We start from the raw sequence: 13,517 nt of genomic DNA, 5'->3' as shown, positions 1-13,517 counted from the left end.
TGTCATCGCGCTCCGCTACCTCCCAGCCCAGCCTCTCAAACAAGGCCTTTCGTGCTTCCAACTTCTTTTGTCCCAACTTAGAATCAGGTCCTGTAGAACGTGCCATTAACACAACCCTCCGCGAAACCGCAATTATCTGATAAGTTCGCGGAATTTTCTGGATCTCCTGCAACGCCACAGAACTTTTTCTCGCGACAACGAAAAACCGTCCCAACCCCACAAACCTTATGTCAAAACCTCAGCCCGGTAAACAGACCCTCTGTCCCAAAACCTTCTTTTCTGGAATGGAACCTCCGTTCCCATGGAACAACCCTTTGTCTACGGCCCCCGATAGGCCTTCAGCTTGGCCTCCACTAGCATGTGAGGGAGTCTCCTCTTATAATGACCCCTTAGGTCGATTCCAACATATTCTTCCCCTTTCTGAGAATTGTTAATTTGACGCCCTGCCACTTAGTTTGAAATAATATTGATCTCGCACTGCCCAGATGTGGTAGTATATGTTATAATACACATAAAAGGGGGGGAGTGCCGTGGATACCCGCAAAGAAGCAGGTTTCGCCCTGTTTTCCGGTTTACTTACGTTGCTTGTTCTTGTGATGGTCATCGGAGCGGTGACAGTCATTGTCCCGGTCCATCAACGCAGTGTCGAGGTACAGGGGAAACAGGCCCTGGCCTTGCATGCCGCCGAATCTGGAGTTTTCCATGCCCTGGCATGGTTAAACCAATATGATCGGGATTTTTTCGAACGCTTTGCCACAGAGTTTCCCTATAAGAAGAGCGAAGACCAGTATTATTCCATCGATGGAAAAGGTCGATTCAGTATCGATCTAACCGATGATGGCACTCTCATTGCCTATGGTGAATACGGCAACCACCAGCGGGTAGTCTCCATCCGGCTTTCGACGTCGGATGCCGAGGGATATAGGCTCTTTGAGGAATGCCTATTGTATTTCGAAGGAAACCAGCCCACTGACGACAACTTTATACCACCGAACATTACGGTACCCACCCCGCCACCACCACCGGAGAAACCAGCCCGGCCGCCAAAGCCCCAGTTGTCGGAGTATCAGGATTGGAACGGGCAGATGGTGATTAGAAACCCCAACCAATCACCCGATGCTCCACCCCTTAAAGTACGGATCCGAAATGGCTTGTCCCTAGGTTTTCAGGGAAGTCTGCGCATCGAAGGCAATGTGGATTTATACGTGGACGGCACCCTCAGTCTAGGAAGCAGAGCCAGTATCCACGCCACAGGTGATTTGAATCTCTACGTAGATGGTGCACTTAGCTTGGGCTGGAACTCCCAATTTAGTGTGGGCGGCAACATGCACCTGTACACCAATGGTGCCTTGACCTTAAACAGTCAAGCGCAGTTCAGTGTGGAGGGAGATAGCTTTCTGTACGTGGATGGTGCTTTCTCCCTAGGTAGTCCATCCCAATTCACTGTCGGGGGAGACTTGGAGCTATACGCAGACGGTGCTTTCTCTACGAACAATGGGGCGAAATTGACTGTTGCAGGTGATGCCACCATCATCTCCGGTGGCAGCTTTCGAGCTGTAAGTACATCCCATTTTTCCTTCCACGGGCTTAAGGCCATCATCTCTGCGGGAGACACCTTTACGCTTAATAACAAGAGTCAAGTCTATGCGGCGGGGAATCTACAGGTCTTTTCCGAAAAAGGTACGAGTCTAGTAGGCGGAGACCAGATCATCGCCACCGGGGATGTGACCGTCGTCAGCGGCGGTCCACTGAGTATGAACAACACTGCGACAATCAATAGTGAGGGAAGGGCACAACTGTTTGTAACCGGCAACATGACCCTGATCTCCGTGGCCCACATCTTCTCAGAAGAACCTATCACTCTGGTGGTACACGGTAATCTGACCATGAACTCAGGAGTCCAAATTGGCACCCGCAATTCCCCTTGGAATGAACTATACATCTTCGGGGATCTAACCATGAACTACCAAACCATGCTAGGTAGGATGGATAAACCCAATCTCGTCTTGTTCATGCTTAAACCTGACTCCACCCTGACCCTGAATACCGAGGCCCGGATCTATGGTGGCATCTTCGCCCCTTGGACCACAATAGTATTGGGATGGAGAGCGGCCATTGAGGGAGCGATTATCAGACAGAGGATAGATGCCAGCAATGAAGCAACATTTATCGCCAACGATATTCTACTGGACTATAGTACCAGTTCCGGCACCGGGGGAAAAAGTGGGATGCTAGTGGCCCAGCAGTGGGAATTGCTCCGTTAAGCAAGGAGGAGGGGGCGGTTCACCCCCTCTCTCATAATGTTTGTATATCTCATCCTAGCCCCGCGACCATATGTTCTCTTCGTTACGGCGTCACCAGGCTTGACAGTCTACTGGTAACCTTCGGCTATGGGACACTGTGCGGATAACCCTGGATTGTACCTCTTCGGCTCTCTGGACAATTTGGTCAGCCATCCACTGCGGGAAGAATTACGCTGGCCAAGCGGGTCCATCCATCCTTCCCCGTTTAACTCCAAGAGGTTGTCCCCTGCATTTTGTCCTCTGCCCGTTGACGGCTAAGCCAGGACTGTCGAATCAGGTTACCGACATTCCGGAAAAACCGAGCACCCTTGTGCAATTAAACTAGGGCCACTTTCGTCCTACGGGATCTTCACCCTATAGACAGAACCTCATAGGGAGTGCACTTAATAAAAACTCCCCAGCAAGCTGGGGAGTCTTTTTCTTTAGAAATCAAATTCGAAGGGCTCCTGCGGGGCATCGACCCGAAAGGCCACCTTGTTGAGCCAGATGGTAATAGAGTGGCCAAACTCCGGATCGGGATTGGTCCAATAACTCTTCGCCCCTTTTTGCGCACTCTTTCGCGCCTTGTTACTCAACTCCTCAGGTTCCTCCTCCTGGGAGAAGATGAGCCCCAGCGGATTGACAGCTTTAATGAACTCGCTAGAATCCACCGGTTCCCAGTTCATGCTCATTTTTAGGAAGTCTGCGGCTAAAGTCACGTCCGCCGCCAACATCTCCTCTTCCGCCTCCGTGCCAATGGCGCTGGCAAACAGTATGGAATTGTCTCCGTAGTCCAGCCTCAACACCAAAGACGCATCATAGACTTCTGCGTAACTATCGGGGTCTTGACCCGGGTGCAGCACCTCAAACTTCAGGCCACCGATATTCAAAGGGTCGCCTCTAGTCAACACTCGGGGTTCAAGGCCGGCATTGGCGAGGGCCGTCTGCAGGTCTTCGTTCTCCGCATAGGCGGCATGGCCGGAATAGTAGAAGCTACGCACCTTTATCTGCGGGTCGTTCAAGACCTCGATCAACCCTTCCACGTATTCGGGCTCCGGATTAGTGCTAATCATGGCCTCCAAAACCCAATACCCATTGCCCTCGCTGTCATACTCCCGAGGAATGACTGCTAATTCCTTAAGATAAAAGGGTACAGAACTGATAGTCCTTATTTTACCTCCATCGATGAGCACAGCCTTGTTGGTCATCCAGTTGTTTACGACGATGGAATCACCATCACCGACGTTAATAAAATGAACGGCTATCTCCGCCTGGAAGAACAACCCACAGCCAGGCACAAGCAAGCCAAGACAGATCAACAGACTTAAAATCAATGAAACTCTCTTTCCCATCACGGGTCCCCCTTATTTTCCCGGTAAACTTCGTTTTATTCTTTGTCGATGCCTTTGTATAGTTCCGTATTGGACCCCAACATTCCTTCCTAGAGGGTTGGTGAGTTTTCACCGAGGGCATTGACGGCAAATTTCTGCGCTGAACAAGAAGGCCTTTGGCAACATTTAGCGAAGATCTATGCTGGTTTAGTATTTCCTCCCATATGGACACCACCCTATTCCTCACACTGGCTACCGCTGGAGCAAAAGTGGTTAAACTAGGCCTAGGCCTATCCAGATAAAAATAGACAAGTATCGGGGTGAGACAACCAGATGAGAGATTGGGAAAACCACAAATTAACACACAGGAATTTGACCAAGCCACACGCCATTTTGTTGCCCTATACCAATGAGGCAACGGCTAGGACCTACGAAAGGGGTGCCACCCCCTACTTTGCGCTGCTCAATGGAAAGTGGAAGTTCCACTATGCCGAGACCCCCTTGTCGGCCCCGGAGGGCTTCTTCCGGGAAGATTACGATACCACTTCCTGGGACGATATCGAAGTACCCTGCAGCTGGCAACTCCAGGGTTACGGCAGACCCCATTACACCAACGTAATGTATCCTTTCCCCGTGGAACCACCCTTGGTGCCCTCGGACAACCCGACGGGCTCCTACCGCAGGGAATTCCTGATCAGTGAGGATTGGCTGAACCGCCAGGTTTACCTGCGTTTTGAAGGGGTGGACTCCGCCTTCTACGTCTGGGTCAACGGCAAGCAGGTAGGGTTCAGCAAAGGCAGTCGGTTGTCCGCGGAATTTGACATTACGCCCTACATCCGTTCCGGACGCAATGTCTTGGCGGTACAGGTCTACCAATGGTCCGACGGTTCCTACCTGGAGGATCAGGACATGTGGTGGCTTAGCGGTATCTTCCGGGATGTGTACTTGTACGCGAAACCCCGGACCCACATCTACGACCTCACCGTGGTCACGGAGTTGGATGAAAACTACCGGGACGCCACTTTGAAGCTGCAACACATCATCAAGAACACCGATTCCCAACCAGTGGAGAATTACAAGCTTGCAGTCAAGTTGTTGGATCAGGCGGGCAAGGAAGTCCTATCCCAAGAAGTGACTAGTTCCTTGACCCTGCAGGGTAACGATGAGACCATCGTAGAGTATGCCGCGGAAATCGCCCAACCCCGGAAATGGTCCGCGGAAGACCCCTATTTGTACACTCTGCTGGTAAGCCTCAAAGATGCCGCAGGGCAAGTCCTGGAAGTGGTCACCTCTAGAGTCGGCTTCCGCACAGTGGAACTCAAGAACGGCCGGATGTTGGTCAACGGTGTCCCCATCATGCTTAAGGGTGTGAACCGCCACGACGTCCATCCGGACTTGGGGCGGACCGTCCCCTTGGAATTCATGGAACAGGACATCCTCCTGATGAAACGACACAATCTCAACGCGGTGCGCACTTCCCACTATCCCAACGACCCACGTTTTTACGACCTTTGCGACTACTACGGCATCTACGTGTTGGATGAGACGGACCTGGAAACCCACGGGTTCCATATCTTGGGCCAACCCGACCGTTTGAGCGATGATCCTGAGTGGGAGGCCGCCTACCTGGATCGCATGGAGAGGATGGTTGAACGGGATAAGAACCATCCTTCGGTGATTATCTGGTCCTTGGGGAACGAGTCCGGTTTTGGACGCAACCACGAGGCCATGTACCACTGGACCAAGAAGAAGGATCCCACCAGGTTAGTCCACTACGAAGGGGACCGGGAAGCAAAAGTTGTGGACATCCTCGGACCCATGTACACACCGGTGGAGAAATGTATTGAACTATCCCAAGTGGAGACCTGGGATAAACCGCTAATCCTCTGCGAATACGCCCATGCCATGGGTAACGGTCCCGGTGGTCTAACCGAATACTGGGATGCCTTCTACAAGTACCCACGGATGCAGGGTGGCTTCGTCTGGGACTTTATCGATCAAGGCTTGAGGAAATATGATGAGCAGGGGCGGGCCTTCTTTGCGTACGGTGGGGACTATGGCGAGTACCCCCATGATGGTAACTTCAACATCAATGGGTTAGTCTTCCCTGATCGGACCCCAAGTCCTGGCATGATCGAATATAAAAAGGTGCTGGAACCGGTGAAAGTGGAGGAAGTGGATCTGAAACAGGGTAAGGTCCGACTCATTAACCGCTATGACTTCCGTACCCTGGATCACCTGGTCCTCTGCTGGCATGTAAAAAAGGACGACAGGGTAATCCAGTCCGGTACCTTACCACTACCACAGATTGCTCCGCGGCAAAGCGGCGAGATCACCATTCCCTACCAGTTGCCCGAAAGCTGCACCGCTGATTACTGGTTGAATCTCAGCTTCGTCTTGGGCGAAGAGCAAACCTGGGCAGAACGGGGTCATGAAGTGGCCTGGGCCCAGTTCCAGTTGCCGGTGGCCAAAGAGAAGCTGCAGCTACAATTCCCCGCGATCCCCTTAAGCTGTGAAGACACCTCCCGCTGGATCCGGGTGGAGGGAGCCGACTTTGCGCTGGTCTGGGACAAGGCCTATGGCACCTTGAAGTCTTGGACCTACAGCAATACGGAACTACTGGCCCAAGGTCCGCAACTACACTTCTGGCGTGCCCCCATTGACAACGACCGGTCCTTCCTCGGGGAGTGGCAGAAGGCACAGCTGCATGCCATGCAGCACCGGGTAGAGAGTGTCCGGTGTCTAGAAGCTTCCGGCCAAGCGGTAACGGTGGAGGTGAAGGTACGGATCGCTCCGCCAATACTAGCCCACGGTTTCAAATGCACCTATACCTACACTGTATATGCCACCGGTGATGTGGTAATCAAGACTGAAGGCACTCCTTACGGACAACTTCCCCATCTGCCCAGGATCGGACTGCAGTTGGCCTTGCCCAAATGTCTGGACCGGGTCACCTGGTATGGTCGGGGTCCCGGGGAAAGCTACGAAGATAGTAAACAGGCCAACCGAGTAGGCAAGTATGCCTGTACGGTGGATGACCTCTTTGTTCCCTATGTCCGTCCCCAGGAACATGGCAACCGTACCGACGTGCGTTGGGTCTCCTTTACCAACAATAACGGCTTGGGTCTGCTGATGGTGGGAGCACCCACCCTGCAGTTCTCGGCCCACCGGTTCACCACCAAGGATCTGGAGGCGGCAAAGCATCCCAACGAGCTTCCCATCCGGGATGAGATCACGGTGAACCTAGATTACAAACACTGTGGTGTGGGTAGCGGAAGCTGTGGTCCTGCTACCTTGCCCCAGTACCGGGTGAACCCTGAGCCCTTCACCTTCACGCTCCGGGTACGTCCTTACTCCCAAGCCATGGGTTCACCCATGTTGCTGAGTAAAGCAGAAGTGAGTGAATAAGGAAAAGGCCCGAGTTCCTCGGGCCTTTCTCTTCTGGACAAGAAAGTGAGCAAGCGATTTGTTGACCTACAGTACTGGTTTAGTAACATGAACGATCTCTCGACCGCTCACGCTATTTCCACCAATACTGAAGATCGTCAACCGGCCAGTCTTGGCAGTTGGGCCACCACCTGCGACCATAGGGCCGCACATGATAGCTTTCCCACCAGACGTGACCTTAGTCAGCCACATTACCTGCGTTTCCCACCCGCCCTGCATGCTTTCGCATACAGTGTAAGCAGTTGGCGCAAGCAATGCGACCTTAATCGCTTGCTCATTCTCATTGTCTCCCGCCGCACCCCGGTATATTCTGGTAAGTTATGGCATTTCACTGAATGCCCTTGCGCAAGGCCTCCAGGTCCTTAATTTGCACGGAGCTGCGGTGAAAATCGATCAAGCCTTCATCCCGCATCCGCGCAAGCTCTCTGGATAAAGACGGTCTAGCCACATTCAGATAGTCCGCCAGTTCATCCCGCTTGAGGGGTAGGATAAACACCTTGCGACCCGTCTGCTGATATTGGTAGAGCAAATAGGCACTGATCTTCCCCCGCAGGGTTTTCATGGACAGATACTCCACTTGCCGACGCAGACCCAAAGCCCGCTTAGAGACCAACTTCAACATGTTCGTCACCAACATCCGGTGGCTGGGACAGGCCCGTTCACAACTGCCCACAATTTTCTCCGGGGGAATGAACAACACCGTCACATCCCCCTGGGCCGTTACCGTGGCAGGCCAGGTCTCCTGGGGGCCAAAGGCCGCCAGCTCCCCGAAGATCTCACCAGGACCCAGCTGGTTCATCACCAACCGGTCTCCCGCGAGGTTCTCCCTGGTGATCATCACCTCGCCCTCCACCACTACGCCCAAACCATCAAAGGGATCCCCGGCTAGACAAATAATGTCATCCTTGGTGTAATGGGCCACGTCCCGTACCAGACAGGTCAGCATGGTCTTCAGTTCCTGGGAACTAATCCCTTCAAACAGGACACAATTCTGCAAGACCGTCAGCCACTGTTCCTGCATTTTTTCTGCCCCATCTCTCCTTTTCGTAACATATGTTACGGATTTCCCGGTTACATTGTAATATACTTAGACTGCGAAGACAAGAAGCGCCAAGGAAAAGGAGGAACCGGAATGAAGATGAAAAGGAAGATCATTACCATAGATGAAGAGAAGTGCAACGGTTGCGGACTTTGTGTTGACGCCTGCCACGAGGGCGCGCTGGAGATCATAGACGGTAAGGCAAGACTGGTTTCCGAATCCTACTGTGACGGACTGGGCGACTGCCTGCCGGAGTGTCCCACCGGAGCCATCACCATAGAGGAAAGGGAGGCTCTCCCCTTCGACGAGACAGCGGTAAAAGAAAGAATGGCGGCCTTAACCAAAAAGGACTTGCCCTGCGGTTGTCCGGGCACCCAAGCCAGGATGGTTAAGCCCAAGGCGGAACCGGCGGTAGCGCCGACCCAGACTGCCAGCCCTTCTCAGCTCCGGCAATGGCCGTGTCAGCTGCGACTGGTACCCAGCAATGCACCATACCTGGATAATGCCCATCTGTTAATCGCCGCGGACTGTGCCGCCTACGCCTACGGGGACTTCCACAATCGGTTTATGCGGAACAAAATCACGCTGATTGGATGTCCAAAATTGGATCCGGCGGATTACGCGGAGAAACTGACAGAGATCTTGCAGCTGCATCCTATTCGGAGCATTACCCTCGTGCGGATGGAAGTACCCTGCTGCGGTGGATTGGAACATGCGGTGAAGGAAGCCATCACCCGCAGTGGTCAGCTGGTACCCTGGCGAGTGATAACCTTGTCCACCGAGGGAGAAATCCTGGATGAATGGTAAAAAAGGGACGGATTAGGGTTCCCCTTGGGAGAATGTATTCCCACTAGGATTAACTGAGTACACTTCTCCCAAGTTGTCCCCATTTCTCATCTGTTTTTAGTTGTTTGCGAAAGAAGTAGGCAAACCATAGCGGTGAGTGGAATGATAAATACGAGAACCATGTGGTCAGATGTGAGCCCCTGCCAGCAGGGGAAAAACAAGTCTCTTGGGAGGGAAAAGACATATGTTTTGTTATCAGTGTGAACAAACAGCAGGCGGTAAGGGTTGTACCCGAGTCGGTGTTTGTGGTAAGCAGCCGGATGTAGCGGACAAGCACGATCAGTTAACCGCAGCACTCATTGGATTGGCGAGGGCTGCCAAGGATAAGGCACCGGGACCCCAGACCGATGAACTGGTGCTCCAAAGCCTTTTTGCCACCATCACGAACGTAAACTTCGACGGAGAGCGCATTGACGCCCTCATCGATGCAGTTCATCAGGAAAGGGACAAGCTCTCCCCTGGAACCCCCGACTTCCCTTGGGAGTCCCTGTGGCAGGGTGATCCCGATATCGTCTCCCTGCGCTCTACCCTGCTGTTTGGCTTGCGGGGAATGGCAGCCTATGCCTGGCACGCTTACGTACTGGGTAAGAAAAACGATGAGGTGACATCCTGGTTCTACAAGGGGCTGTGGGCCGTTGGTGAAGAACACACCGTGGAGGAATGGCTGGATTTACTCATGGAATTTGGTCAAGTAAACCTCAAGTGCATGGCCTTACTGGACGAGGCGAACACTAGCGCCTACGGAAGCCCCGTGCCTACCAAGGTGTCCATGGTCATCGAGAAAGGGCCTTTCATCGTGATTTCCGGCCACGATCTTCTGGACCTACGACAGCTTCTGGAACAAACCGAGGGTAAGGGGATCAACATCTACACCCACGGAGAAATGTTGCCGGCCCATGGCTATCCGGAGTTGAAGAAATTCCCCCACCTGAAGGGACACTTCGGTACGGCCTGGCAGAATCAGCAGAAAGAATTCGCTGATATTCCGGCTCCGATTCTCTTTACCACAAACTGTCTGATGCCGCCACGTCCTTCCTATGCGGACCGGGTCTTTACCACTGCCGTGGTAGGATATCCCAATATACAGCACATTGACGAAAGGGACGGCAAGAAGGATTTCACTCCGCTGATTGACAAGGCCTTGGAGCTAGGTGGCTACCTAGAGGATCGGGTCATGACCGGAGTGAACGGTGGCAGCGAATTGATGACCGGTTTTGCCCATGGAACCGTGTTGGGCGTGGCCGATAAGGTTATCGAGGCGGTGAAATCAGGTGCCATCAAGCACTTCTTTGTGGTGGGTGGCTGTGACGGAGCCAAACCCGGCCGCAACTACTACACGGACCTGGTGAAAAAGACCCCGGAAGAAAGCGTTGTTTTAACCGTCGGATGTGGAAAGTATCGCTTCAACGACCTGGATCTAGGCGAGATCGGCGGATTACCGCGGATTATGGATATGGGACAATGCAACGATGCTTATTCCGCCATCCGAGTGGCAGTGGCCCTCGCCGAAGCCTTTGAGTGTGACGTCAACGATCTGCCCTTGGCGATTGTGCTCTCCTGGTACGAGCAGAAGGCGGTTTGTGTATTGCTGACCCTGTTGGCCCTGGGAATTAAGAACATCTATATCGGGCCATCCTTACCGGCCTTCTTCTCCTCCAACGTACTGGACGTGCTGGTAAAGAAGTTCGACCTGCATCCCATCGGCACTCCCGAAGAGGATCTGGCCGCCTTGATCGGATAAGAAGACTAGATACCCCAGGGGCCGCTTCCGAAAGGCAGCGGCCCCTTTTCCTACCTGAATACCTCTTGCCCTGCAAGTCCTACCGAGGTTCCAGAACCTTGCCTTCCCTAAGGCACTACACCCGCGAGGGAATTCCTCTTCCGCGGAATTGGAAGGGCTTGGGAGCGAATTCAAGGGGTCCTGCAAATACATTCACAGCCTTTGTCCCCTCACTTCTCCGCCGCTTCCCTCACTGCTACCCTATACTACCTTCCGCGGATTTTCGATATCTGCTTCGATACTCCCGCGGGCTTTCTTTGTGGTACTGGCGGAATACTTTCGAAAAATACTCGGGATCATATCCCACCCGGCTAGCGACCTCCTTGATGGTAAGGTCAGTCTCCCGTAATAGCTTCTCCGCCCTGTGCAAGCGTTCGGTGCGGATGTAGGTGGAGAGGGACTCCCCGGTCTCCCGGCTAAACAAAGTACTGGTATGGGTGGGGGAAAGTCCCACCAGAGCCGCCAGTTCCGACAAGGTAAGTGGCCTGTGGAGATTGGTTTGGATATAGGATTTGATCGCCTCGATCCGCCCCTCTTGCACCAGTTGTACGGTCTTTGTGACCACCAGGTGACTGGCCATCGTTACCAGTAAACGACACGCCGCTTCCAGTTGTCGACGGGTAACAATGGGCAGACGGTAGTAAAGGGGCCGCAGTTCCTCAGGGTCCAAGCCCAGTTCAATAATCTTGCCCTTAACCTGCTCCCACTGCTGGAGGGAGGGTGTCTCCCCATGAACTTGTCCCAGCATGAGATAGCCAACGTATTGTTGTTCAATATAAAGAGGGGTAACGGCCTCAGAAATCTCCATGTGACACCGGTAAAGATAGCAATCCAAAGCTTGGTTGCGCACATGCTGCACCGCCTGCCGGTCGCACTGAAGGCACCGACCACTCCCCACCTCTGTGGACTTAATTCTCTGACAGAAGGACGAAACCGGCCGCATCTGGCCAATAATCTGGGACCCATTGGCAGAAAAGTACCCTACCCGAATATTGGTCAGATCCGTAAAGGCATCCAAAACGGGCATCAGTTTACCTATGTCCAAGAGTATCCCTTTGGCCATCAAGCAGCTAGCTCCTCACCAGAACATCCACCCAGGGCAAAGACATACCACACCTACGAAATTCTCCATGCATAGGGCAATCCCTGCTCCTTGGAAGTTAGGTAACAGGTGGAGAGTTGGCCGATAACCGATGGAAAGCATACAGGCGGTTACCCACCTGCCAATAACCAAGGCCTAGACTAACTCCCCCTGATTCTGTACCGTCTCGATCAAAGCCAAGATATTCTCCACCGGGACATCTCCGGGAATGGCGTGGGTGGGTGCCACAATGTATCCGCCCCCTCGGCCGATATCCCGGATCATCTGGATCACCAGCTCCTTAACCTCGTGGGGACTTAGGAAGGGTAGCGCCCGCTGGGTACTGATGCCTCCGTAGAAGGTCAGGTGGTGGCCATAGAGCCGTTTCATCTCCTTCACATCCATGATCTCCGGCTGGAAGGTGTTAAAGACATCCAAACCGATATCGATCAATTCAGGGAACAGCTCCTGAACGTCACCACAGGAGTGTAGAATAACATACTTGCCGGCCGCTTTCACCTTGGCAAACATGGTAGCCATCCGAGGCTTGATAAACTTCCGCCAGTACTCAATCCCCATAATGAGACCCCTTTGCTGGCCCCAGTCGTCCCCGAAATAGACACCGTCAATCTCGTAATCCAAGGCCCGTTCGATGACGCCCAGATTGAACTCCAGGATGGCATCAAGGAGTTCGTGAACGAAGGACGGGTTTAAGATCATGTCCATCAACAGGTTTTCCATACCGTACAAGGTCCAGGCCCGTTCGAACATGGAAAAGCCAATATCAAAGGTACGGAAATGTTCCGGTGCCCGCTGGGCGAATTCCCCTGGTTGCAGGGGAAAACTGATGGTCTTGGGATCCGGAAACCGATAGCCCCGCAAGGAGCCGTCCTTGATCTGATACTCCTTCACCACACCGATGCTCTTGTCCCGAGATCTGTCCCATACCACACCAAAGATATCCTGATACAGATCCGGTCCCACCTGTTCAAAGCGGTTAAAGGAGAAACTAGCCAAATGGTTCCCGATTGTCCCCGTAAACCCCGGATCACCGAGGTAGTTCACCATTTTTTGATGGGCTTCTTGGGTAAACCCGATCTGCCACGGTGCCACGTCGGGCTGCTGGTGGGACAGAGCAGTAAACACCCGTTCTCTTTTAGTCATATCCGGCCCTCCTCCGTCTGTCTTACTTTTATTGTAAGCAGAAAGAAGAATAGCAAACAATGGAATTTCTTTCGAAGTGCTGTCGGATCTTTGGGCCTCCTGAGTCCAGAACACAAAACTGGACCCTACCAACCGAGGGAGCGCTATCCCCTGCCTACCGTCAGGTCCGAGACCGCCCATCAAAAGACAGAGAGAAGAACCGGCTTCTACTAGGGCAGCAACCTCAAGGCTCCAGGTAATGGGTGCTCACGTAGGCCCCAGAAGCATCGGTCACCGCAATGAGGTAGGCCGTGATTCCCGGTAACACCGGTGCTTTGATGGTGTTCCCTTCCACTTGGGCCAACATCACATTCCAGTCTCGATTCTTCCACGGACCCTCATCGTATGAGTCAAAAGTTTGTGGGGATTGGCAAGGCCTGGAAAAATAGAAGACCGCGGGTCCATTGAAAGATGAGGGCATAGAGAAGGAATCGAGAGACTCCGTCTCCAATATATGGAGATAGCCAAAAATAGAATGAGAAAGGAGTCTCTCGTATGCAAGAAATTC

Annotated in this window: 8 protein-coding genes; 4 read left to right on the top strand and 4 right to left on the bottom strand. The window is 53.0% G+C overall.

The window, feature by feature from the left end; genetic code table 11:
- The first annotated feature begins 530 nt into the window (after positions 1-530).
- Positions 531-2,264, top strand: coding sequence for a hypothetical protein (locus tag GXX57_02340; protein HHV43495.1), 1,734 nt, complete (start codon positions 531-533; stop codon positions 2,262-2,264).
- A gap of 461 nt (positions 2,265-2,725) precedes the next feature.
- Here GXX57_02340 and GXX57_02335 read toward each other — a convergent pair whose 3' ends face one another.
- Entirely contained in the window at positions 2,726-3,634 is a 909-nt protein-coding gene (locus GXX57_02335) for an MBL fold metallo-hydrolase (GenBank protein HHV43494.1), read from the bottom strand.
- 312 nt (positions 3,635-3,946) lie between these two features.
- On the opposite strand from GXX57_02335, the gene ebgA reads away from it, so the two are divergent.
- Complete coding sequence (gene ebgA / locus GXX57_02330) at positions 3,947-7,021, top strand: beta-galactosidase subunit alpha (GenBank protein ID HHV43493.1); 3,075 nt, start codon at positions 3,947-3,949, stop codon at positions 7,019-7,021.
- Between the two features lie 367 nt (positions 7,022-7,388).
- Here ebgA and GXX57_02325 read toward each other — a convergent pair whose 3' ends face one another.
- Positions 7,389-8,081, bottom strand: coding sequence for a Crp/Fnr family transcriptional regulator (locus GXX57_02325; GenBank protein HHV43492.1), 693 nt, complete (start codon positions 8,079-8,081; stop codon positions 7,389-7,391).
- Positions 8,082-8,198: 117 nt separating this feature from the next.
- On the opposite strand from GXX57_02325, the gene GXX57_02320 reads away from it, so the two are divergent.
- Both GXX57_02320 and hcp read left to right on the top strand, forming a co-directional pair.
- Entirely contained in the window at positions 8,199-8,906 is a 708-nt protein-coding gene (locus GXX57_02320) for a 4Fe-4S binding protein (protein ID HHV43491.1), read from the top strand.
- Between the two features lie 223 nt (positions 8,907-9,129).
- Positions 9,130-10,686 (top strand): hydroxylamine reductase, encoded by a 1,557-nt coding sequence (gene hcp, locus GXX57_02315; GenBank protein ID HHV43490.1) that lies wholly within the window; start codon positions 9,130-9,132, stop codon positions 10,684-10,686.
- Positions 10,687-10,921: 235 nt separating this feature from the next.
- Here hcp and GXX57_02310 read toward each other — a convergent pair whose 3' ends face one another.
- Complete coding sequence (locus tag GXX57_02310; GenBank protein HHV43489.1) at positions 10,922-11,788, bottom strand: helix-turn-helix domain-containing protein; 867 nt, start codon at positions 11,786-11,788, stop codon at positions 10,922-10,924.
- Positions 11,789-11,962: 174 nt separating this feature from the next.
- Entirely contained in the window at positions 11,963-12,970 is a 1,008-nt protein-coding gene (locus tag GXX57_02305) for a uroporphyrinogen decarboxylase (GenBank protein HHV43488.1), read from the bottom strand.
- Positions 12,971-13,517: the final 547 nt, after the last annotated feature.

Source organism: Bacillota bacterium, from assembly GCA_012839765.1.
Classification (GTDB): domain Bacteria; phylum Bacillota; class Limnochordia; order DUMW01; family DUMW01; genus DUMW01.
The sequence above is the reverse complement of the archived record's forward strand: the minus strand, read 5'-3'. Positions and strand labels throughout refer to the sequence as shown.

Excerpts from the sequence above, each read along its gene's own strand:
- GXX57_02320 (HHV43491.1), top strand. The coding sequence starts at position 8,199 with ATGAAAAGGAAGATCATTACCATAGATGAAGAGAAGTGCAACGGTTGC.
- GXX57_02305 (HHV43488.1), bottom strand. The coding sequence starts at position 12,970 with ATGACTAAAAGAGAACGGGTGTTTACTGCTCTGTCCCACCAGCAGCCC.
- GXX57_02335 (HHV43494.1), bottom strand. The coding sequence starts at position 3,634 with ATGGGAAAGAGAGTTTCATTGATTTTAAGTCTGTTGATCTGTCTTGGC.
- GXX57_02310 (HHV43489.1), bottom strand. The coding sequence starts at position 11,788 with ATGGCCAAAGGGATACTCTTGGACATAGGTAAACTGATGCCCGTTTTG.
- hcp (HHV43490.1), top strand. The coding sequence starts at position 9,130 with ATGTTTTGTTATCAGTGTGAACAAACAGCAGGCGGTAAGGGTTGTACC.
- GXX57_02325 (HHV43492.1), bottom strand. The coding sequence starts at position 8,081 with ATGCAGGAACAGTGGCTGACGGTCTTGCAGAATTGTGTCCTGTTTGAA.
- ebgA (HHV43493.1), top strand. The coding sequence starts at position 3,947 with ATGAGAGATTGGGAAAACCACAAATTAACACACAGGAATTTGACCAAG.